Genomic DNA, 23,986 nt, shown 5'->3' on the forward strand with positions numbered 1-23,986 from the left:
ACCCGAAAAAATGAACGTTGGACCTATAAAGAAATTAAAAGAATGAAGCTATTCAATTATCTAGCATTACGAGTTGCCATCCTTGCTTGCCTCTCGGTTGTTCCTGTTATTGCGCAACATCATCATGATGGTCTCCACCATTGGGAGGTTCCCAGCCGAGATCCCGATCGGATCATGTTGACGTTCCATGGCGATCCGGCAACAAGCCGAGCAGTAACCTGGCGCACTGATACCAACATTACCCAAGCGGTTGCGCAAATCGCAGAGGCCACAGTGAATTCCGGGTTTGCCGATGATGCGGTGACCATAGCTGCCAAAACGGAACCGTTCGATTTGGGTCTGTACAAAAGCAACGCCTCCCTAATTGTCCACTACCATAGTGTAGTTTTCGAAGGGCTGAAACCGGATATGCTATATGCCTATCGGGTTGGGGATGGCAACGATTACTGGTCTGAATGGATCCAGTTTCGTACGGCAAAACCTGATTATGCCCCAACCCAATTCGTATATTTTGGTGACGCCCAGAATGATGTGCTCGCCCATTGGTCCCGCGTAATCCGTATGGCCTATCAAACTGCCCCCGATGCTTCATTTGTGGTCCATGCCGGAGACCTGATCAATACTGCCCATCGCGACCAGGAATGGGCAGAATGGTATAAAGCCGGTGGATTTATCCACAGCCAATGGACGGCAATACCCGTTGTTGGGAATCACGAATTCTCATCCATCGAAAAGGGGGAGGCACGGAAGCTTTCCATTCAATGGCGGCCACAGTTCACACTGCCGGTGGAGAAGGATTTGGACCCAAAACTACATGAGACTGTATATACCGTTGATTATCAGGATGTACGAATCATTGCCCTTAACTCCAATGATCTGCTTGAAGAACAAACCGAGTATCTTGAAAAGCAACTGAAAAATTGCACCGCTAAATGGAAGATCATTACCTGCCATCATTCCGTATTCTCACCAGCAAAAGGACGTGACTTCCAGTTCGCACGTGAAAACTGGAAACCACTTCTTGACAAATATGGTGTGGATTTAGTGCTCAATGGCCATGATCACACGTATGCGCGAGGTCATGTGCCCATTCGAACGACTGATTCGGAAAATGATGGTGACCTCGGTACGATCTATGTCACCTCCGTAAGTGGTCCTAAACAGTATGAGATAGATGCTGAACAAATGAAAGCCTATGCAACCCAGGGCTATCGCCTGGACAAATCGGCCGAACAAACCCAATTCTTCCAGGTCATCACTATTGAGAACAACACACTCACCTATGTAGCGTACACGACCTTGGGTGAAGAATATGACCGGGCCTTGATAACCAAAGACTTCAGTACTGGAAAGAAAACATTGCGGCATAAGGCCGAGTAGTAGCTCGCAATCAAGCACAAGTTCTTGTTGCCGTTTAAAGGAAAATCCCACCAAGTGCACTTGTGTGGGATTTTATCATTTGAATAAACATGACAATGGGCCTACCGTTTCATACCATATGTCTTCTTTACCATTAATTGCCCCTCACAAAAATTTGTTATTTATGAAAGTTATTTCATAATTTTATGAGATATTAATTAAAGCTATGCGATTAGAAGATTTAGGATACCTATCCATTGGCTCCCAAATGCGAAGGGTCTACGAGAAACTGCAATTCGAAGGAGATAGCATTTATAAGAATATGGGGATTCCATTCAAGTCCAGTTGGTTTCCCATATACTATGTATTAAGCCAGACCAATAGGGCATTGACCGTTATGGAACTAACGGAAAATATTTCCTACAGCAGGATAACGGTTAAAAATGTGATTCGGGAACTGGAAAAAGCGGGCTACGTGGATATACTTCCCAACCCAACTGACAATCGTTCAAAACTCATTCAGCTTACTGCGAAAGGAAAAGGTATGGAACCCGAATTACAGTCGATTTGGCGCTTGTTCCACAAGCATTTGGAAAATCTTTTTGGTAAGGACGATTTTTTACATCAGCTTATTGAAATCAATCATAAATTAAACACGACCTCCCTAAAGAAAGAAATCATAAAAGAGTACACGCACTACATCGTTAGAAATGCAAAGGAGACCGAATTTGAACGCATTGGGGAGTTATTGGTTGAAGTCTATTCCGCGCTCAGTGGATTTCCCAAAAAAGAGGAACAACCCCAATACTATGAAATGCTCAGGAACGTAGGCAAACTAACAGAAAATAAAAATGTGGAATTGCTCGCCGCAGTTTCGGAGCAAGGAAATATTGGTGGGGCGGTGGTTTATTTTAACGATATGAAGGATTACGGCTCCGGAGGGACCGCAACCCAGGAAAAAAACGCTTGCGGGTTCAGATTGCTTGGGGTGGATGCTAAAACCAGGGGTTTGGGAATAGGCAAAATGCTCACGGAGTACTGCGTGGAAAAAGGGAAAAAAAGCAATGCTGAAACAATGGTGATCCACACTACAAAATCCATGAAAACAGCCTGGAAGATGTATGAGCGACTTGGATTTAAAAGGGCTCAAGATCTGGATTTTATGCAAGGGAACCTGCCCGTATTTGGATTTCGATTGCAATTAAAGTAACTGAAGCACACCAGAAAAAGACCCGTAATTTAACTAGCTCCCACCAAGTGTATCCTGCTTGTTTTCGTTAACTTCACCTGTAAACCCATAACGGTCGTCATTGGCCTTGTCCCGATTGGTTCAGCATCCTCCGAGGCAAGAACAGGTCATAGTTAAGAATGGTGTACAAATGGAGAAATCAACAATAAAAATACAATTATGGAAAAACGGGATTTTCTTAAAAATACGGCGGCAGTAGTTATTAGCTGTTCCCTATTTCCAGGAAAAGCGATAGGTAGCTTTGCAAGTAAAAGCCTTACAAGTATTGGGGTTCAATTGTTTTCACTACCCAAACTTCTTGAAAAGGATTTTAGGGGTGGGATCGAGATGCTTTCCAAAATGGGATATAAAGAAGTTGAACTCTATGGACCATTTCCATTTAGTGCCAATTCCGTAAAAGAGGGTTGGAAGGCCATTACCCCCAACCTGGGATTTAGTGGAAGCGGTTATTTTGGACATACCCCCCAGGAAATAAAATCCATTTTAACGGATAACGACATAAGGGCGACCGCCATCCATACCGATATGTTGACCCTACAAACAAATATGGAGGAAATTGCGGAGGCCGGTGACCTACTTGGCTTTGAATATGTTGGAATACCCGCCATCCCCCAAGAAAAAAGAATGACCCTCGATGGTTATAAGTCCGTAGCAGAGGAATTCAATAAAATTGGTGAGCAAGCTAAAAAGATGGGGTTAAAATTCTCCTATCACAATCACGGTTATGGGTTGCAGGAAATGGATAGTGAGATTCCTTTGAACCTCATCCTCGACCAAACGGATGCAGGCCTCGTTTTCTTTGAAATGGATATTTATTGGACAACGGCCGGGGGCGCCGATCCCATTGCTTATCTCGAAGCTTATCCAAATCGTTATCATTTAATGCACATTAAGGATATGAAGGAGAAAGTGCGGTTTTCCGGGGATGGGGGCGACCCAAATCAGTGGATTGAATTATTTCCCTACATGACAACTGCCGGTGATGGCATATTCGATCTGCAATCCATTGTAGCAGCAGGTAAAAAGGCAGGGGTCAAGCATTTTTTTGTAGAGCAGGATATGGTACATCAACCCGAAATAGCCCTGAAAAAAAGCATCGACTATTTGAAAAACCTATAATACCCTCGACCAAAAACAAAATGACAAAAGTATTCTTTCGGCTCTTTCTTGTCATGGGATTGATTTTTATTTCGTGTAAAGAATCGCCCTCCGGACAAAATCGTACAAAACAAAAATCCACAAACGAAGACTCCAAGAAACAAACGGTTGGGGATTCCATAGTCCATCAAACCGAAAATCTGATTATTCAAAAGCTTTCAAATCATAGCTATACACATATTTCATATTTACATACCGAAGATTACGGAAAGGTGGCCTGCAATGGAATGTTGATTGTGAATGAGGGAAAAGGCATTGTTTTTGACACCCCAACGGACGACACGGCTTCCCTGGAACTACTGAAGTTTGTTGCCAATGGGCTCAAAAGCGACGTGATTGCCATTGTTCCCACCCACTTTCACGACGACTGTATTGGTGGAATAAAAACATTTGAACAACACAATATTCAGATACATGCCGCCCATAAGACCCTAGAACTATTAAAAAAGAATGGGGAAACCCTCCCTGGGAAAATTCAAGAATTTGATAGCACACTAACCTTAGCCGTTGGGAACAAAAGGGTGGATATCGCCTACTTTGGTGAAGGCCATACCCAAGACAACTGTACAGCGTATTTTCCTGAGGATAATGTCCTCTTTGGGGGTTGTCTGATCAAAAGTGTCGGGGCTGGAAAAGGATATTTGGGAGATGCGAATACCATTGCCTGGCCGGAAACTGTTCGCAAAATCAAAGTGAAATATCCAAAAACCGAAATTGTCATTCCCGGACACGGAAAATGGGGTGGCCCGGAACTCTTGGACTATACCATTGAACTATTTAAATAAAACACATAATTGCAAACAAGGGTACAATTCATCCTTCAAGGATTTAGATGTCGCGGACGGTACGTATAATCGTAGCTTTGTACCATACCAAAAAGAGAAGAATCGGTTCGCGGTTGATTTCCCAATGAAATAGTCCTTATTAGGGGTCCCTTCCCCTACTCCAGTTCAGGTTTTTATAAGGCAAGGATGTTTCGCCTGTACCGACCGTTCTGTACAGGAAGAAATCAGGACCAAAACCTTTGGTAAACATTAAAAAATGAAAATTGAATTTAAAACATATACGGATACGGACAAACCTGATGTTTTGGAAATGATGGAAGCATTCCATAAAATTGATGGGTATGATTTTGACCTGACCATGGGAGCAAAAAACCTACTGGACTTTACATCAAATGAAATGCTGGGCAGGTTGTATTTGATTACCCATGGTAAAGAAAACATCGGTTATATTGTACTTTCATTTGGGTTTAGCTTTGAATACAACGGTAGGGATGCATTTATTGATGAACTTTACATAAAAAGACCTTTCCGAAGTAAAGGAATAGGAAAACTGGCCATGGATTTTGTGGAATCGGAATCGAAAAGGATAAATATAAACGCAGTGCATTTGGAAGTTGAACCCCATAATAGTAAGGCCAACCAACTTTATAGAGGTAAGGGTTACAAACCGAATGGACGTACGCTAATGACAAAACGAATGACGACCACTTTGGCCGACGAATAAACAAGGAAAATGAAGAACAAGGTATTTATTGCCACAAGTATGGATGGCTATATTGCGGATAAAGATGGAGGCATCGAATGGCTACATTCGGTTCCAAACCCCGATAATATTGACATGGGATATGGGGATTTTATGTCACAAATAGATGCCTTGGTCATGGGACGCACGACTTTTGAAACCGTATGTGGGTTTGATATGGACTGGCCGTATCAAAAGCCTGTTTTTGTTTTGAGCAATAGTTTAAAAAGCATTCCCCCGGAATACAAGGACAAGGCCGAGCTGGTGAAAGGAACTTTAAAGGAAATTCTGGAAGAAATCCATCGGAAGAAATGCCATAACCTCTATATAGATGGGGGAAAAACGATTCAGGGTTTTTTAAAGGAGGATTTAATCGACGAAATGACCATATCCATAATTCCCTATGTTCTGGGAGGCGGTATTCCCTTGTTTGGTGAACTTTCGGACCGATTGGATTTTGAATGCGTTGACTCAAAAATCTATCTGGACAAGATTGTTCAAAATAGGTTTGTCAGAAAAAAGAATGGAAACAATGTATAACCAAATAAAGTGTTTTCGACCGTACCCAGGGCAAACCCAAATAGTCCAGCCCAATTTGCAGTTTGCATTTGAAATTGTCTCGGCCGGCACAATTGGGCTATATCGCTTTAAAAATCAATTCTTGATCAATACGATACTTGGTATTGCCCATTTTATTGTGTATTCTTTCGGTATTGGGCTTAGCCATTTTCGAGTCAATTTTGGAAAAGAAAAATCCATTTTGGATTTAGAAAGCTTCTAAAGTATATTCAAACAAACCCTGTTAGTTTATATTGCATAGCATAATTTCGATGAAAATTTGTAGAGATATTGAAGAGTCTGATAAAAATCATGTAATTCCCTTCCCCTAAAGCCTAATTTAAGCACCCAACTGAAGCTAATACAAATCATTTGCTTGTTTAAGTTAGGGTTGTCTTTAACTTATGGGGTTGAGGGTGAAGTGAAAAATGACAATTGCTGTTAAAAATTAGCCAATGAATAATCCAAAATCTGTTTTAACCTTGTGTAAATCGCAAGGTATATTACCTTTTTTAATAGGACTCATATCCATCTTTTTCTATCATTGCTCCGATAGTGACGATGGCATTGAGCCAGAATTGCACACAGCTACGCTAAGTTCAACAACTGTTTCCGATATTTCTACCAATTCGGTCACTGTTAATTCTTCCGTTATCAATAATGGAAATTCAACCATTCTTGAACATGGGTTTGTTTGGAGCACGGAAAGTAATCCAACCGTTGATGACAACGTGGTTACGGATTTCGAAGTAAATGGGGACACCTATACTGCGACAATAAAGGATTTAGATCCTAATACAGAATATTTTGTCAAAGCATTTGCAAAAAACAATGTTGGCATTTCTTATGGAGATGAAATTGGTTTTACTACAGACCATTTTATTTATGAAGGAGACATTCATCTTAAAACCCAAAGTGAGATTGATGATTTCGGGGAAATGGGATATACCTACATAAATGGGAATCTAGATATTGGAAGTTCAACTACCATCCTTTCATATCAACCGTCAATAAATTCTCTTGAAGGTCTATCAACCATTACCGCCATAAATGGTTTGTTAAGAATTTCATGGGTCAACAACCTGGTCAGTTTAAAGGGCCTTGAAAATATTAGTTCTTTAGGAGCACTATACTTGATCAGAGTTGATAAATTGAAAAATCTTGATGAGTTGTTAAATGTGACTTCCTTTGAGCATGAGAGCCTTATTTCATTTATAGGCATTAATGATAGTCTAACGAACATTGATGGCTTAAAAAATGTCACGAAAATTAATAGTAGACTGGAGATTTCCTCTAATAATAATCTAGAAAACATTGATGGTTTGATGGGTCTAACCTCAATAGGACAGGATTTGATTATTCAGGGCAACCCTAAGTTAGAAAATATTGATGGACTCGCCAATCTTGTTGATTTTGACCAAGACTTGAGTATTCGGGGTAACGTATCCCTTACAAATCTCGATGGCTTGTCCAAAATTACAACTGTCAATTTTTTACTTGTTAGTGACAACGAAAACTTGGATAACATTAATGGATTAAATAACATTAGCTCAGTTGGATTTGGGTGCACATTTTTGAGAAATACCTCATTAAAAGATTTTTGCGTCTTCCAATCCATTATATCCAACAGCAATGAATTTGAGTTCATAACTTCGGAAAATCTTTATAACCCAAGCAAACAAGATGTAATTGAAGGTAATTGTAGTCAGTAAAATGACATCTAAGAAACATTAGCAGCTCAATTGGAGCGGAAAAGAGAAGTATTCCGAGCGATATCGATAGCTTACAAAACAGAATAATGGAAATCAACAGCGAACTAAATACTGCAGGAAAAGAAATCAACCAAAAATGAAAAAGTCACTAGGTATCTTATTAATCGTATCCACGCTTGCGGTACACGCACAGGAAACGCTTCCAAAGGTTATCAGCGGTACCATTGAGCGTATCGGGAACTTTAAGTCAGACCATGTCACCGCAAGGACCATCGATATCTGGTTGCCGCAAGGATATTCCAAATCAAAAAAGTATGCTGTTCTATACATGCACGATGGACAAATGCTTTTTGACCCTGAAAGCACTTGGAACAAACAGGCATGGGATGTGGATGATGTCGCTTCCGGCTTATTCAAATCCAATAAGGTGAAGCCATTTATTGTAGTTGGCATTTGGAACGGAGGGATAACACGACATTCGGATTATTTCCCCCAAAAGCCTTTTGAATCATTGTCCAGGTCGGAAAAGGATACCGTAACGGCACAACTAAAAAGGGCCTCAATTCCCGTATCGGGAACCTTTGGCCCCCAATCGGACAACTATCTAAAATTCATGGTAACGGAATTAAAACCATATATCGATGCCAACTATTCGGTCTACACGGACAAGGACAATACCTATGTTGCGGGTAGCAGTATGGGGGGATTGATTTCCATGTATGCCATCTGCGAGTACCCCAAAGTATTTGGAGGCGCGGCTTGTCTGTCAACACATTGGGTCGGGACATTTGGCCTTGAAAATAATCCTGTGCCCGATGCATTCCTGAATTATCTAAAAGGCCATCTGCCCAATCCCAAAGCGCATAAAATTTACTTTGACTGTGGTGATGAAACCTTGGATAGGTTATACCCGGAAATCCAAAAGAAAGTCGATCAAGTGATGATTGAAAAAGGATACGAGCCTGTCCATTGGACCACCAAGTACTTCCCCGGTGAAGACCACAGTGAAAATGCCTGGAATAGAAGGTTGGCCATTCCTTTGGAGTTTTTGTTGCCAAAATAACTGTTGCCAACATGGCAAGGTCCTTTGCGGCTATCGCTTGTATGCTTTATCATCCCTTTCCATTCAAAAAAAATCAATAGATATGGGTACGTACAAACTCCCGGGGGCTTTGGTGCTTGTATTTTTTAAACGTGCGGTTAAAATGGCTCAAACTTTCAAACCCCGAACAAAAGGCGATTTCCTGTATGGGAATCTTGCGATGTGCCAATAAGTGACATGCATTTTCCACTCGGGTCTTATTTAAAAAAGTAATGAACGAATGTCCTGAATTCTGCTTGAACCACCTACAAAAAGACTGGGGCACCATATGGGTAAAATCCGCCATTTGCGCTACCGTCAGCTTTTGTTCCAGATGTTCTAAAATGTAGTTGTTCACCCTGGCAAACTTATCTATTCTGTGCTTTTGGTTGTGGTTGTACACATAGATTTCGGTAGCCAATAATGTTTTGTCCTTATGCAAGACCAACAAATTCAAAAGTTCCAACAAAGCTCCGAGCTGTGGTATGGTAGTTAGGTTTTCAAATTTGGTAATTAAAGCGACAATAGCTTCCGTGGGGTTTTTGAACTGTATGCCACGTTTGGCCAATTCAAACAACGCATTAAAGCGCTCGCATTCCTTAAAGGAGGAAAAAATACGGGTGTTGAACTGAAATACAATCGCTTTTTGTTTTTCCGGGGTATTATGCTTTACGCCGACCCAATTGTGCGGTATGTTCTTACCCATCAATACCAAATCGCCATTTGAGAAAGGTGCAATGGAATTTCCAACAAACCTGGTCCCGTCACCATTGATGATATAGGTAAGTTCCACCTCCGGATGATAATGCCAAAATGGGGTAAAGAAAACCGTTTCCCTTTTGAAAAAACGAAAGGATTGTTGTGTGGTTTCAATGTCAATTTGTTCCAGTTCAGGCTTCAAAATAGTGTATTATAATCTTATAACCACTTTAAAATTACAAAAATAGGTTTAGATATGCATAGTATTGATTAAAATTGAAGAATACATTCCTCTGGGTTCCATTTACTTTTGGACTATCAATCCGTTACATCATGGAAACCTTAAAATTATTGGACCGCCCCTATTCCCTGACTTCAGAACACATCGATTTCTACCAAAAGAACAAGTATATAAAATTGAAACAGGTGTTGGAAACCGATTTTCTAGTGCACCTGAATGACGTAATTTCAAAAAAAGTCGACGAGTTGAATCAACAGGATACTCCCATGGAAAGGCGCAGTACGTATGGAAAGGCTTTTTTACAATTGTTCAATTTATGGAAACAGGACGAAGCCATTAAAGAATTGGTTTTTAGCAAACGTTTGGCAAAAATCGCAACAGATCTAATGCAAGTGGATGGTGTACGATTGTATCATGATCAAGCTTTGTTCAAAGAAGGTGGCGGCGGCATTACACCATGGCATGCGGATCAACATTATTGGCCATTGGCAACGGACAAGACCATAACGGCCTGGATTCCATTGCAGGGAACACCGCTGCAGATGGGGCCTTTGGAATTTAGTGCGGGTAGCCATGCCATTTTGGAGGGCAGGGAACTATCCATTGGTGATACCAGTGAAAGTTTTATTGAAAAACGTTTAAAAGTAACCGATTTTAAACATGTGATAGCCCCTTTTGATATTGGCGAAATCAGTTTTCACTCTGGTTGGGTCTTTCATCGCGCCGGTGCCAATACCACCCAAAAAACACGGAAAGTGATGACCATAATCTATATGGACAAGGACATGAAATTGAAGCAACCGGAGAATGATGGACAAATAAACGATTGGAATACCTGGTGCCCCGGTGCAGAAATAGGAAAGATCATCAACACCCCATTAAATCCAGTCCTCTATTGAATGGATAACATAAAGTATCTATATCCCTATTGGGGCAGTGAACATCTACCGCCCGATGCCTTCTTGGATCTCACCATTGCAAAGGGCTTTGATGGGATTGAAATCAATATTCCCCAAAATCCTGCTTTTGAAACCTCCTTTTTCGAGTCCCTTACCGCCTTAAGACAGGAAAAACCCGAATTCATTTGTGGCTTACAACAGGTGCTTGGGTCAAAAGGGGAAACCCCGCAAGACTATCTTGACAATGTACTGGACCGTTTGGACAACTTAGTGAGGTACAGCCCATCATTTATTAATTCCCATACTGGGAAAGACCATTATTCCTTTTCGGACAATTGTAAAATAATTGATGCCATAGAAGAATTTTCCCAAAAACACCGGATACCCATATATCATGAAATCCATAGGGGAAGATTTACCTTTCACGGCAGATCAACGCTGCCGTATTTGGAAGTATTTCCACAGTTAAAATTTGTTGGGGATTTTTCCCATTGGTGTACGGTTTCGGAATCGATGTTGGAAGACCAGGAAGCTATTATTTCCAAAGTGGTTCCAAAAATATATCATATCCATGCCCGGGTTGGCCATGCCCAATCGCCCCAGGTCAATAATCCATTTGCACCGGAATGGAAGGCACATCTGGACCAATTCGTAAAATGGTGGCAAGCCATCGTAGACCATCATTCAAGATATCGGGAAATATCGATCACTCCAGAGTTTGGCCCATTTCCATACATGCCAAGTATGCCATTTACCAAGGAACCACTGGCAAACCAAAGTGAGTTGAACAATAAAATGAAGGATTATTTAAAAATGGCCTTAAGATGAAAAAAATACTAATTATGGTTTTGATCATACTCTCTTGTTGCAAGCCTTCCAAAGAAGATTCACAAGGGGAGAATTTTTCCAAAAATGTAAATAGAGTCGCCGAACAGCTTATTGATGACAGTGATGCCCTACCCTTCTTTACCCATAAGACCAATCCACTAAAGTCCAGTTTCCAAGCTTTCAAAACGGGTAGTGTACTCCCTAAAGGATGGATTTTGGAGATGATGCAGAATGATTTGGAAAAAGGAATCGTCGGTGCATTGGATGAACTCTATCCCGGAATTAAAGCAGATAATCTGTATTATACCGCACGTAGGGGTGGCATGGAAGATATTCCGGAAATGGGGGATTTGGAACTCACAGGTCAGGCCTGGGAAAAATCCATCATGTGGTGGAATGCGGAAACCATAGGAAACTGGTGGGATGGTTTTGTCAGGCATGCTTTTTTGACCCAAAATCCCAGGGCAATTGCGCAGTCCCATGCCATTATAGCTAACCTACTGGAATCCCAGGACCGGGATGGTTATATCGGAATCTACAAACCCAATCTTCGCTATCGGCACGAAGGCTCCAATGGGGAGCTGTGGGCGCAAACTACGGCTTTCAGGACCCTATTGGCCTATTATGAATTTACGGATTCCAAGGAAGTGTTACATGCGGTGGAACGCGCTATGGGTCTCACCATGGAAAAATATGGTGAAAACGGTAGGAACCCATTTTATCTGAAAAATGCTTTTGGCGGCGTTACCCACGGCCTTATGTTGACCGATGTCTGTGAAACGCTTTATCGCATCACCGGCAATGAAAAATACCAAAAGTATGCCACCTATTTGTACCAAGCATTTTCCACCTATGGTATCAACCGATCGTTCAATGATTTGCGGTACCCCTATTTAATTGAACAGGATTCCCTATTTCAGGGGCATGCCGTCCATACCTATGAACATATTCGTGCCATGGCCAATGCGCACTACAATACGGGTTACCCGGAATTGAAAACGGCCTATGACCATATGCTCTCCAAATTGGAGTCCTGCATTTTGCCCAGTGGTGCCGGTCACGGTGATGAGTGGATTTTAAAATTGGAAGCCGATCCCAACGAGACAGCGGCGGAGTACTGCGCCATGCTTGAATTGAGAAATTCCTATGGTAGTCTAATGCAAAAAACGGGAAGTACGGAATTTGCGGATGCAGCGGAGCAGTTGACCTATAATGCCATGTTGGGCGCCAGAAATCAGGATGGAACGGCCATTACCTATTCCAAACACGATAACTGCCATGCACTGGACGGTAAACATCACCAAGGGGATGCCTCCACCAATGAACCCCGATATAAGTATTCCCCAACACATTCGGAACCCGCCGTCTGTTGTGTGCCAAATTATGGGAGAAACCTCCCCTATTTCCTGCATCAAATGTATATGAAGGCAGATGATGGCATCGCCGTTCTTATGTACGGGCCATCCGAGTTGACAGCGGAACTGGAGAACACGACCATTTCCGTGGAACAGTTAACCGACTATCCATGGACAAATGCGGTGACTTTTAAAATCAGGACGGCAAAGCCCATACGATTCACATTAAAACTACGAAAACCGGAATGGAGTGCATCCATGGATTTTCCATCAAATATGGAATCCGTTATGCTTCATAATGACTATTATGCCATCACCAAAACATGGCAAGGCGAAGAAACATTTACCGTTGAGTTCATCAATCCGGTCAAACGAAAAAAAGCAAACAATGGGGATGTGTATCTACAGCAAGGCCCTTTGGTATTTGCCTATGCCATTCCACATACGGAACAGGTCATCAAAACTTATGGCAATTCCCCTTTCAAAGATTACCATTGTCTCCCTAAAAATGAGGCCCATAAGAATTTGGTCATTCCAACGGATTTTGATTTTCAACGTACTGAAGATAGTGGTCCGATAATGGAGGGACAGCTTTTTGATGCATCAAAACAAAGAGAAGTGCCCGTAAAACTGGTGCCAATGGGCAAAACTGTTTTACGGCGCGTCACCTTCCCTGAAAAAAGAACAACGAAATGAGAACGTTTACAACATACATTTGCGTTTCCATAGTACTAGGAACGATTTTTTCCTGCGAAACACAAAAAAAGCAGGAAGCAACCATAACCAAGGAAGCCTCCGCTATTCCACAAGAACCCATCAATTGGAACAATGAAGTTATTTATCATGTCATGCAACGCAGTTTTTATGATAGCGATGGTGACCTACATGGCGATCTCAATGGGTTTATTGAAAAACTGGACTATCTTAAGGAACTTGGTGTGACCACCATTTTGTTCACTCCTTTATACGAATCCGGTTTTTACCACAACTATTTCCCGACGAATTACGAAAATATTGACCAGGAATACGGAACCAAGGAAGACTATTTCAATTTTGTGGAGGCCGTACATCAAAAAGGGCTTAAGTTCCTTATGGACATGGAAACCCAGTATGCGCAAAGTGGACATATTTGGTTTGATGATTCCTATCAAAATCCAGACTCCGAATATTCCGACTTCATTTATTATTCAGATTCCCTGAACCAATTTCCAGAGCAAATTTTTAGGCCTTCCAAATCGCCCTTATATGAGTTCACGGCCTGGCCTGGCAACAAACACAACATCGTTTTTCTCGATTTGAACCATCCCCGTGTCAAACAGTGGATGATGGATTTCTACAGCTATTGGGTAGACCCCAATAAAGATGGGGATTTCAGTGATGGGGTCGATGGTTTTAGGATTGACCATATTATGGACGATTTGGATTACAAGGGGATTTTCACCAATATGTACCAGGATTTTTGGCAACCCATTTTTAAGGCCTGCAAGGACATCAATCCGGCTATTTTTATCTTGGGGGAACAGTCCAATTGGAATGAGTACGGTGACGAAATGATTGTAAAAAGTGGTGCTGATGCGGCTTTTGGTTTTCCGCTTCGATTCGCCATTGCCGGAGAGGAAGGCACACATGATATGTATATTGACCCGTCATCCAATGGAGTCGCTATGGAACCCAATCGAATCCATAAAGTGGTTTTGGAAAGTCTCAATAGATTTAGCGATAGCACGTTCTCAGTGAATTTTTTGGAAAATCATGATACGGCACGGTGGGCAACGGTGGTACTGGGCAACGAAAACCAAAAACGAAATGCCGCTATTTTGAACCTGCTTTTACCTGGAATTCCCTCTATTTATTATGGTCAGGAATTGGGGGTCGTAGGCCAAACCCACGAGTGGGGAAGTGATGCCAACCATATTCCCGTTCGGGAGGCCTTTCCATGGACCGCTAATGTGGAGGACCCAGGAAATGCGTTATGGTATAAGGACAGTGGCCCCGTTTGGGATACTTCCTTTTGGAAATCGGATTTAATTGATCAATTGAGTCTAGAGCATCAAAAGAAAGATCCAAATTCCCTATGGTGGCATTATCAGAAGCTCACTACCCTTAGAAAGGACCAAGCCAGTTTTCGGTTAGGGGATTATATGCCCCTATTTGAAAATAGGGAAGGGATTATGGCCTTTCAACGAACGTATAAAAATGAAAGGACGATTGTCTTGATCAATATCAGTAATGAACTACAGGCGGTCCCAATGGACACCGAAGGTAACACAACATTATATGCAAAGGGAGCCAACCCTTCCAACACAACAATGCGATTAGCCCCTTTTGGCTATTATATTGCATTGAACAAAACCAATTGATCCCAAACCCAGCCAATAACTGGACTACATTGCTTCTTTGTTTAGCAGCAATTCGGACAATTCCTTTCATTTTGTGGCGCGTTAAAAAACTGATAAAGAACATCGTTATCATTTAGCAATCCCTAACTTTAAACGGTTTCACTTCGCAGTTGGAAAATCGTGAAGGTTTTTAGAAGTAGGGACCATGACCGAGACCGTTGCAGCACCGTTGGAATGGCATTCATTTAAACCATATTATGAAACGGTTCCCAGTTTTTGCTTTGTCCTTTTTTTTCTTGCAGACCTGTTATGTCAAGGGACAGACCGCTAAAGACACCCTGGACATAAAACAGGTGGCATTGGATTATATCGAATCCCAACATCTGGTGAAACCGGAACGGTTTGAACGTGCGGCCCACCCAAGAATGGTCAAAAGGACTTTTTGGACGGACAAAAAAACAGGAAAGGAATATTTGCGGGAAACCTTTACCGATGCCATGGTCCTACTCGCCGAGACCTATAACCAAGATGGCGATGGATTCCCGAAAAACCCCAAAAAAGAGGTCGTTATCCTGGATATTTATGACAAAACTGCTTCGGTTAAACTCATAGCAGATGAATGGATCGATTATATGCACATCGTAAAACTGAACGGAAAGTGGCAATTGGTAAATGTGCTTTGGCAGTTCAATGATTCCGAATCCCATTAAAAACTTGACTGCGAAAAGCCTAAAACAGAATACCATAGGATGGATTTTAGGGGACTTTCAAGGCTTCATCCAAGCGCTGGGAAAAGAATCAAAAAAACCGTAGCACTTTAATCTGCCATCACTAACATTCCCTTTGTACCTTAGGCCAACTTCCAACAACCGGTCCATTGGAAGTGCCAACAGTAGCTTTGCCAAGACACTCAATTGGATAGCAAGGGAAATAGGTCCTAGCGCATACTATGAAGGGATGTCGGCTGCCGTAGTATACAAATAGAAACGCTAACCTCAAAAGAATGGAATGTACCCAGCACTAAAAACACATCATAAAGAGGCCATAGAAAACCTTGTTCGGGAATATCGGAATGACCAAAGGTTCCATGCCCTCATTATTGGGGGGTCGGTAGCAAAACAATGTGCAAGGGACGATTCGGACGTTGATTTTATGATCATCGCCACTGAAGAGGAATTCAATATGCGGAAATCCAAAGGGGATCTCTTCATTAACCGAACCGATCTCTGCAATTATCCAGGTGGATTTGTTGATGGGAAAATTATAAATCTTCACTACCTCAACCAGGTGGCAGAAAAAGGAAATGAACCGTCCAGGGCGGCCTTTGACGGTGCTTTTATAGCCTATTCAAGGATAAAGGACCTTGGGCAAATTTTAAATAGAATACCCGTTTACCCCGAAAAAGAAAGGAATCGGCGCATGAAATCCTTTTATTGTATGGCATTCATACAAAACTGGCTAATGGGAGAAGCAGAGCGCCATGGAACCCTGTACACAAGGTCAAGGGCCGCGTCCCAACTTTCATTATATGCAGGTAGACTGATCCTGGCCCATAACCGTATTCTTTTCCCTTATCACAAATGGTTTGTACATTATTTGGAAAAGTGTGGAGACAAGCCTTCCCGTTTTATTGAAAATATGAACCGCCTTTTAAAGGAGCCAACGTCCAAAAATGCAGGTGTTTTATTCCAAAACATCAGGGATTTCAGGGATTGGGGCATAAGTGACCATGACGCCTATATGTGGTTTATGACCAAAGTGGAATGGAGTTGGATGAATGGCACCACTTCCCTGGAAGACCTATGAAATCATTTTCAAAATATAGTACGATGTAGCCATACCTCGTTCTTAAATTAAAAAAATATGCAGTTTAACTTAGACAAATCAATCGAGGTGCTGGAAAAAACACCCGCCATTTTGGAGTCTTATTTATTGGACCTCTCGGACGATTGGCTGAAGAAGAATGAAGGGGGAGCCACATGGAGTCCCTATACTGTTGTAGGGCATTTGATCTTTGGGGAGAAAACCGATTGGATGGTACGGATCAAAATAATCCTTAACGCTTCCGAAAACAAATTGTTTGAACCCTTTGATAGGTTCGCACAGCAAAAGGAAGACCAAAGCAGGCCCATTAAAGACTTGCTCCTTGATTTCAGGGAATTGAGAAGTGAAAATTTGGACGAACTCAAATCTTTGAAAATCACCCAAAACGAATTGAAGCGCACTGGAATACATCCCGAATTTGGAGCGGTAACCCTGGAACAACTTATTGCCGCTTGGACCGTTCATGACTTGGGCCATATTGGGCAAATCAGCAGGGTCATGGCCAAGCAATACACCAAAGAAGTGGGACCATGGATAGCTTATCTGGGAATTTTAAAAAAATAATATGCCCATAAAGGCGAACCAACACCACCATCAATTACCAATACCATAAGGGCCATTGTAACGCAAAATGGGGAGATCCCAAAGAAGGAATATCGAATAACCCCTATTTGGATACCCGAGGCCCACAAGTGAAAGAGAATTGCCGTAGAGAATGGAAAAATGAACTAAAAAAATCCCAAAAACAGTTATAATTCACCTAGCTTTCAGTGGATTGTACCGCAATACTCCAGCAAAACAAGGCTGGATTCCCTAAGTCAAACGAGCTATTGAAAGCGATAAATCATCGGTAAAATACACGTTCAAACCGATAAACAACAAAACCTATGAATTTTTCATAGGGGATTCCAAGAAAGCTTTGTGGAAATTTGTAAGAGTTAAACGTCCAAAATCTTACAATATGATACGCACGGCTACAATTTTTATGATAGGGGCATTTTTGCTACATGTTGGGGCTACAAAAGTTGTGGCCCAAGGCGATGCCCATCCACGACCTATTTTTGGGGATGAAGAAGCTACCCAACGAATTGATGATTATTTAAATCTGCTCAACCAGGGCTACTCGGAAATTGAAATATTTCAAGATTTGGGCAATGCCAATTTATTGAGTGAAAACTATGATTCGGCATCGTTTTGGTACGAGCGTTTATTGGAAAATACACCAGACCCCGACCAAAGGGAACGGTTTCAGGAGCGTTATGCCTATGCGAGTCAGAAGGCCCTTGGAAAATTAAAAAACGAACAAAGGGACTGGACCAATACCGTAATGAATGATTACAGGTCCATAAGTCCATCCCAGCAACTAAAAAATGCTTCTGCAGTAGTCGTTTCCGGGAAAAACAGCCTACGAAATACCAAAGCGGAATCCCTGGAACATATGAAAGAGCAGTACACCCCAAAACTCACCATAACGGCAGATGGAAAAATGGCGTTCTTTAGCAAGGCCACTGCCCAAAAACCGGAGACCGGCATATTCTCCAAAAAGGAAATCGTTTATGAAATCTATCGTGCAGAGAATATCAATGGGGAATGGAAGAACATCAAGAAGGTTCAGGTATGTCCAAAACACTATTCCGCCAAGCATCCTACGGTCTCTTCCGATGGTACACGGTTGTTCTTTGCATCCAATATGCCCGGCACCTTCGGGAAGTATGATATCTATGTTTCCATCATCAATAGGGATGGTAGCCTGGGACAGCCCAAAAACCTCGGGTCCAAGGTCAATACCAGAAAGGACGATATGTATCCAAGTTTATTGAACGGTTCCACCTTGGTATTTGCATCCAACGGTAGAAAAGGGCAAGGTGGGTTTGACCTCTTTGCGGTAACGGTGGAAGGCAATCGATTGGGTAAATCCAAAAACCTGGGCAATCGTATCAATAGCCGGTATGATGATTATGCCCTTACCTTCTCACCTTCCAAGGGAATGGGGTTTGTATTGTCCAATCGTGGTGACCAGCGTACCGTTGGCCAATATTCCATCGCTCCACGGGAAGAAGGTTTACTATCCAATGTGGAAAAGGACGATCAGAAACTCTGGAAGGCCTTACATGACGGAAAACAAACGGACTATTCCTCGACAGTTTTTGAGGACGAGTAAAAAATCCCCTTACGATCTCTATAAAAGGAAAACCCCTTTGTTGACCCATACAGTTTCACTTTAACCCCGAAAAGATGGACTATTTAAAAAAACATTTCAACACCATAGCGGCCCCACTGTTTTTGGGCATCCTATTGACCCATTCCATCGTGGTGGCACAGGAACAGCAAGTACCCCAAAATGCAAGGGATCCATTTCATAATCAATTGTTCTTTAACCGATTCCTCATCAATCCTACCTTCTCATTGGTACGGGAGAATAAGTCCTATTTAAACGTACTTTTAAGAAATCAATATGCAGGCTTTGAGGATAACAACCAAAACTATTTTTTGGGATTCAGTAATAAATTGGATGAGAATACCGCACTGGGGCTGGGCATTTATGGGCAATGGTCCGGTGTTATACAAGAGTTTGGATTTCATGCCAATTACGCCACGGCCGTAAAATTGGGAGAAAAAAGTGCCTTAAGTTTTGGCGCCAATGTAAACTACAGGAGCCAGGGTTTGGACAGAAACCGTGTAGTGGTAAACCAAGAAGATCCCCTATTGAACGAGGTGGAAAAAATCAATTCCCTATCCATTGAGCCAGGTCTTACCTTATCCCTGGGGAAGTGGGATTTTGGGATGTACTTTACGGATATGGTCCGGTATAACCAAACCAATGAGGAGCTTGCCACCAATTTTGGACTGGATTATTTAAGACCTCAGCTCCAATATACCCATACCTTTAAAAGGGGCACGGGACTATTTGAGGATGCCAGACTTATTCCTTTGGTCCAGGCGGGTAGGGATATCAACCAAGAATGGTCCATGACCGGTTCTTTATTGATGGATGTTCCAAAAATGGGTTGGTTACAAGCCAGCTATGACCAACGCTACGGACTTTCCTCCGGCCTGGGATTTAATTTGAACAAAAGACTGTCCTTGGGATACCTGATGGAAAAAAGCCTTACCGAGCAAGGTGAAAACCTGGGGTGGAACCATGAGCTTTCCCTGGCCTATACCATGAACGATGAACTTCGTGGAACTGGGATCAACGTACAATTGGCTTCCAATGAAGACGATGAATTTGTTGACGAAATTGTACGCAATTATGAAGAACAATTGAACGATTTAAAACAAAAGATGGATGCCACTCCGGCCACCACTTTTGATGAAGCAAGCTTGGCCTACCAAAATCGGATGTTGATCGATGAGCTGATCTTAAGACAGGACTCCATAGAAGAATTAAGGAATCAGATGTTTGAAAAACGGTTCGAGAGTATGGTGCGTTTGCTACGAAGGGAAATACAACAAAATGGTGCCAAACCCGAATCCAGATCAAGGGGAAGGTTCCACAGTGTACAAACGGGTATTGCCAGCACGGACAATACCGTTCGATCCAAAAACAGGGAAGAACGATTTGAAGAATTTAACGAAATCCCCATAAAAGCTAAAAATCGGTCAGATGCTATCGGGGTTAATTCAGGTTTCTATTTAATTGCCAATGTATTTAAAAACAAATCCAATGTAAGATCATTTATGAAGGATTTGTCCAATAAGGGGTTGGAGGCAAGGCAATTTTACAACAAGGAAAACGGGTTACATTATGTCTATCTGGCCGATTTTAATTCCAAGGACGATGCGGATGTTGCCATTATTTCGGATTTGGACGGAGCTTACAAAGACGATAAATGGATCATGGAGGTCTATAACACTACACAAACGGCCGATATCGGTTTTGAAATGGAATAACCCATATACACTTCATTAACTCAAACCTATACCATAGGTAAAATGCGAATTAGCCATTGTCCAGTCTCGTGCTGGGCGATGGCTTTTTACGTATGGGATTATGGGATTTGATACAAAATCCCTAATCCAATGTGCATTTGGACGAAAATACTTACAATTTCATCGACAAATCGAATAATTCCCTTATTTTACATTCATATAATAGAGTAACCCCGAAAATTCTAATATATGTTAACCTACAACTACACTCAGAGAACTGGCTCCGGCCCACCCAAAAGAATTCCTTGGCACCAAGGAAATTTCCAATTGAACATTTTGTACGAGCGAAACGGCTAAAGCTTTTTTGTTCATAGGTCAATAGCCCTACCCCAATGGTATTGAGGTAAACATTACCGTTTGCCTTGTTGTCATTTCCATCCTTTGCCATAAAGGGATGTGCCTCGCTATGGCCAAAATTCAAAGAATTTGTAACCCCAAATCATACATAACATGAAAACCCCGAATCATGTCATGGTATTGGACCATGACCCTAGTACCGTAGAACTTTGCAACAGTATTTTTGAAGAAATGCAGGACTATTCCCTAAAAGTGGTCTGCCACTCCCTAAGGGAGGCCCTTACGAATGAGGACCGCTACAGTTTTGACCTATTGATAACGGAGACCAAGGTCAACGGGCAGTCCGGTTTGCGCTTTGTGAACAGTATTTTACAACGAAATCCACAATTGAAAGTGCTTGTGGTAAGTTCGGACAACGATTTTGAACTGATCAAGCAGGCATTTAAAATTGGTGTTCACGGCTATTTGACCAAACCCGTGACCCCGGAACGACTGTTATCTGCTTTAAAAACAATCGAGGAAGAAGGCACTGCATTGAGCAATGACGTTTCCAAAAAAATAGTCTCCGTATTCCGTGAAAAACGCTATTCCATGCTTTCCCAACGGGAAAACCAGATTATTGGATATTTAGGCCAGGGCGCTACCTATAAGGATATTGCCAAAAAGCTGTTTGTAACGCCAAGCACGGTCAATTTTCATTTGCAGAACATTTATTTAAAACTGAATGTGCGTTCAAAATCCGAGGCTTTACATCGTCTTAAGACCATAGGTGCACCCGCTTACTAAAGCAAGTGCAAAAGCAAAAAAAGCCCCTGACGCTATCGCCAGGGGCTTAACTATCTAAATTGTCCTTGCTTACTTCACTTCCTCAAAATCAACATCCTCCACATTGTCACCTTCAGTGGCTCCGTTTCCGGCACCACTGCTAGCGGCATCCCCCGTAGTATCGGCACCGCCGGCTTGCGCAGTTTCTGCCTGTGCTTTGTACATCTCCTCGGAGGCTACCTTCCACGCTTCGTTTATTTTGGTCAAGGCAGGGTCAATAACCGCTACATCCTTGGTTTCATAAGCCTTTTTCAATTCTTCCAATGCCTCTTCAATTGGCTTTTTCTTATCATCGGAAAGCTTATCGCCAAACTCGCCCAATTGTTTTTCCGTCTGGAAAATCATACTATCGGCCTCATTCAATTTATCAGCTTTCTCCTTGGCCGCCTTATCCGCTTCTGCATTGGCTTCGGCCTCAGCCTTCATTTTTTGGATTTCCTCCTCGGTCAATCCGGAAGAGGCTTCAATTCGGATATCCTGTGATTTTCCAGTGGCCTTATCCGTTGCGGAAACCTTAATGATTCCATTGGCATCAATATCAAAGGTTACCTCGATCTGAGGTGTTCCCCTTGGTGCGGGTGGAATCCCGTCCAAATGGAAGCGACCAATGGTCTTGTTATCCGCGGCCATCGGCCTTTCTCCCTGTAATACATGGATTTCCACCGAAGGTTGATTGTCCGCCGCCGTTGAGAATACCTGCGATTTCTTTGTGGGAATCGTAGTATTTGCCTCAATCAATTTTGTATTCACGCTACCCATGGTTTCAATACCCAGGGAAAGTGGGGTCACGTCCAAAAGCAGTACATCCTTTACATCTCCGGTCAATACGCCCCCTTGGATGGCAGCACCTACCGCCACTACCTCATCGGGATTTACCCCTTTGGAAGGTTTTTTTCCAAAGAATTTCTCTACAGCTTCCTGTACGGCCGGAATCCTTGTAGACCCTCCAACCAAAATGATTTCATCAATATCACTTTTTGAAAGCCCTGCGGATTTTAACGCGCTCGCACAAGGTTCAATGGTGCGTTTGACCAAATCGGCAATCAGTTGTTCAAATTTGGAACGACTCAGGGTTCGCACAAGGTGCTTGGGTCCTGAGGCGGTTGCCGTTACATAGGGCAGGTTGATTTCGGTCTGTGAGGAAGCCGACAATTCTATTTTTGCCTTTTCGGCCGCTTCGCGAAGACGTTGTAAGGCCATGGCATCATCCCGCAAATCCAAACCTTCGTCGGACTTGAATTCCTCTGCCAACCAGTCAATGATCTTCTGGTCCACATCATCACCACCCAGATGGGTATCCCCATCAGTGGACAATACTTCAAAAACACCGTCCCCCAATTCCAGGATGGAAACGTCGTGCGTACCTCCACCAAAGTCAAAAACCACGATTTTCTGATCGGAGTCCTTTTTGTCCAGTCCGTATGCCAAAGAGGCAGCGGTAGGCTCGTTGATGATACGCTCTACGGTAAGTCCCGCAATTTCACCGGCTTCTTTTGTCGCCTGACGTTGGGAGTCATTAAAATAGGCCGGTACGGTAATCACCGCCCGGGTCACATCCTGTCCCAAATAATCTTCCGCCGTTTTCTTCATCTTTTGAAGAATGATGGCAGAAAGTTCCTGTGGGGTGTACAAACGTCCTTCAATATCTACCCTTGGGGTATCATTATCCCCTTTTACCACCTTATAGGGAACCCGTTCGGCTTCCTTTTGGGATTCCGAATACTTGTTCCCCATAAAACGTTTTATGGAGTAAATGGTCTTATGTGGGTTTGTCACTGCTTGCCTTTTCGCCGGGTCACCAACCTTGATTTCCCCGCCCTCAACAAAAGCAATGACAGATGGTGTTGTCCTTTTTCCTTCTGCGTTTGGGATTACCACTGGCTCGTTACCTTCCATTACGGAAACACAAGAGTTGGTCGTTCCCAAATCGATACCAATAATTTTGCTCATGTTTACTATTTAAAGTTGTTGAATTTCTGTTTTTAACAATCTGTAGTAGTCAATGACTATGCCATCCATGGAGATATGACAAGCTGACAGTTTGACGAAGTACAAAATTTGAATTGGAACGGATGCCAAGTGAAATGGGGCATTTTACATTC

The 23,986-nt window shown here is 42.4% G+C and carries 20 protein-coding genes; 18 read left to right on the plus strand and 2 right to left on the minus strand.

Features of this window, described 5'->3' with window-relative positions; translation table 11 throughout:
* Positions 1-42 precede the first annotated feature (42 nt).
* The 8 genes from L0P88_RS23210 (at position 43) to L0P88_RS23245 (ending at position 8,626) form a co-directional block, all read left to right on the plus strand.
* On the plus strand, positions 43-1,380 hold the full coding sequence (locus L0P88_RS23210) for a fibronectin type III domain-containing protein (RefSeq protein ID WP_247132461.1): 1,338 nt from the start codon (positions 43-45) through the stop codon (positions 1,378-1,380).
* A 205-nt stretch (positions 1,381-1,585) separates the two neighbouring features.
* The gene (locus tag L0P88_RS23215) at positions 1,586-2,569 is read left to right on the plus strand and encodes a bifunctional helix-turn-helix transcriptional regulator/GNAT family N-acetyltransferase (RefSeq protein WP_247132462.1); all 984 of its coding nucleotides are present in this window, start codon (positions 1,586-1,588) and stop codon (positions 2,567-2,569) included.
* Positions 2,570-2,767: 198 nt separating this feature from the next.
* Positions 2,768-3,727, plus strand: coding sequence for a sugar phosphate isomerase/epimerase family protein (locus tag L0P88_RS23220; protein ID WP_247132463.1), 960 nt, complete (start codon positions 2,768-2,770; stop codon positions 3,725-3,727).
* A 20-nt stretch (positions 3,728-3,747) separates the two neighbouring features.
* A complete protein-coding gene (gene bla / locus L0P88_RS23225) occupies positions 3,748-4,551 on the plus strand; it encodes a subclass B1 metallo-beta-lactamase (RefSeq protein WP_247132465.1) in 804 nt (267 codons plus the stop codon).
* Positions 4,552-4,807: 256 nt separating this feature from the next.
* The gene (locus L0P88_RS23230; RefSeq protein WP_247132466.1) at positions 4,808-5,275 is read left to right on the plus strand and encodes a GNAT family N-acetyltransferase; all 468 of its coding nucleotides are present in this window, start codon (positions 4,808-4,810) and stop codon (positions 5,273-5,275) included.
* A 9-nt stretch (positions 5,276-5,284) separates the two neighbouring features.
* The gene (locus tag L0P88_RS23235; protein WP_247132468.1) at positions 5,285-5,833 is read left to right on the plus strand and encodes a dihydrofolate reductase family protein; all 549 of its coding nucleotides are present in this window, start codon (positions 5,285-5,287) and stop codon (positions 5,831-5,833) included.
* Positions 5,834-6,306: 473 nt separating this feature from the next.
* Positions 6,307-7,563 carry a fibronectin type III domain-containing protein gene (locus tag L0P88_RS23240; RefSeq protein ID WP_247132469.1) on the plus strand — a complete coding sequence of 419 codons (1,257 nt, stop codon included), beginning with the start codon at positions 6,307-6,309 and terminating at the stop codon, positions 7,561-7,563.
* A gap of 136 nt (positions 7,564-7,699) precedes the next feature.
* Positions 7,700-8,626, plus strand: coding sequence for an alpha/beta hydrolase (locus L0P88_RS23245; protein ID WP_247132470.1), 927 nt, complete (start codon positions 7,700-7,702; stop codon positions 8,624-8,626).
* Positions 8,627-8,699: 73 nt separating this feature from the next.
* Here the strand turns inward: L0P88_RS23245 and L0P88_RS23250 are convergent, their stop codons facing one another.
* Complete coding sequence (locus L0P88_RS23250) at positions 8,700-9,545, minus strand: AraC family transcriptional regulator (RefSeq protein ID WP_247132472.1); 846 nt, start codon at positions 9,543-9,545, stop codon at positions 8,700-8,702.
* A gap of 131 nt (positions 9,546-9,676) precedes the next feature.
* On the opposite strand from L0P88_RS23250, the gene L0P88_RS23255 reads away from it, so the two are divergent.
* The 10 genes from L0P88_RS23255 to L0P88_RS23300 all read left to right on the plus strand — a co-directional run bounded on the left by L0P88_RS23255 (position 9,677) and on the right by L0P88_RS23300 (position 21,845).
* The gene (locus L0P88_RS23255; protein ID WP_247132473.1) at positions 9,677-10,483 is read left to right on the plus strand and encodes a phytanoyl-CoA dioxygenase family protein; all 807 of its coding nucleotides are present in this window, start codon (positions 9,677-9,679) and stop codon (positions 10,481-10,483) included.
* Complete coding sequence (locus L0P88_RS23260; RefSeq protein WP_247132474.1) at positions 10,484-11,311, plus strand: sugar phosphate isomerase/epimerase family protein; 828 nt, start codon at positions 10,484-10,486, stop codon at positions 11,309-11,311.
* On the plus strand, positions 11,308-13,362 hold the full coding sequence (locus L0P88_RS23265; protein WP_247132475.1) for a beta-L-arabinofuranosidase domain-containing protein: 2,055 nt from the start codon (positions 11,308-11,310) through the stop codon (positions 13,360-13,362). The genes L0P88_RS23260 and L0P88_RS23265 overlap by 4 nt, the downstream gene beginning before the upstream one ends.
* Positions 13,359-15,026 carry an alpha-amylase family glycosyl hydrolase gene (locus L0P88_RS23270; RefSeq protein WP_247132477.1) on the plus strand — a complete coding sequence of 556 codons (1,668 nt, stop codon included), beginning with the start codon at positions 13,359-13,361 and terminating at the stop codon, positions 15,024-15,026. Before L0P88_RS23265 ends, L0P88_RS23270 begins: the two co-directional genes overlap by 4 nt.
* A gap of 236 nt (positions 15,027-15,262) precedes the next feature.
* Positions 15,263-15,715: a nuclear transport factor 2 family protein gene (locus tag L0P88_RS23275; RefSeq protein ID WP_247132478.1), complete on the plus strand. Its 453-nt coding sequence runs from the start codon at positions 15,263-15,265 to the stop codon at positions 15,713-15,715.
* A 298-nt stretch (positions 15,716-16,013) separates the two neighbouring features.
* Positions 16,014-16,811: a nucleotidyltransferase domain-containing protein gene (locus L0P88_RS23280; RefSeq protein WP_247132479.1), complete on the plus strand. Its 798-nt coding sequence runs from the start codon at positions 16,014-16,016 to the stop codon at positions 16,809-16,811.
* Positions 16,812-16,868: 57 nt separating this feature from the next.
* Positions 16,869-17,393: a DinB family protein gene (locus tag L0P88_RS23285; RefSeq protein ID WP_247132480.1), complete on the plus strand. Its 525-nt coding sequence runs from the start codon at positions 16,869-16,871 to the stop codon at positions 17,391-17,393.
* Positions 17,394-17,790: 397 nt separating this feature from the next.
* Positions 17,791-18,990 (plus strand): TolB family protein, encoded by a 1,200-nt coding sequence (locus L0P88_RS23290; RefSeq protein WP_247132481.1) that lies wholly within the window; start codon positions 17,791-17,793, stop codon positions 18,988-18,990.
* A gap of 74 nt (positions 18,991-19,064) precedes the next feature.
* On the plus strand, positions 19,065-20,723 hold the full coding sequence (locus L0P88_RS23295; protein WP_247132483.1) for a PorP/SprF family type IX secretion system membrane protein: 1,659 nt from the start codon (positions 19,065-19,067) through the stop codon (positions 20,721-20,723).
* Between the two features lie 489 nt (positions 20,724-21,212).
* Positions 21,213-21,845, plus strand: coding sequence for a response regulator transcription factor (locus tag L0P88_RS23300; protein WP_158777824.1), 633 nt, complete (start codon positions 21,213-21,215; stop codon positions 21,843-21,845).
* Positions 21,846-21,914: 69 nt separating this feature from the next.
* Here the strand turns inward: L0P88_RS23300 and dnaK are convergent, their stop codons facing one another.
* The gene (gene dnaK, locus L0P88_RS23305; protein ID WP_247132484.1) at positions 21,915-23,834 is read right to left on the minus strand and encodes a molecular chaperone DnaK; all 1,920 of its coding nucleotides are present in this window, start codon (positions 23,832-23,834) and stop codon (positions 21,915-21,917) included.
* Positions 23,835-23,986 lie beyond the last annotated feature (152 nt).

The organism is Muricauda sp. SCSIO 64092, from assembly GCF_023016285.1.
GTDB lineage: Bacteria > Bacteroidota > Bacteroidia > Flavobacteriales > Flavobacteriaceae > Croceivirga.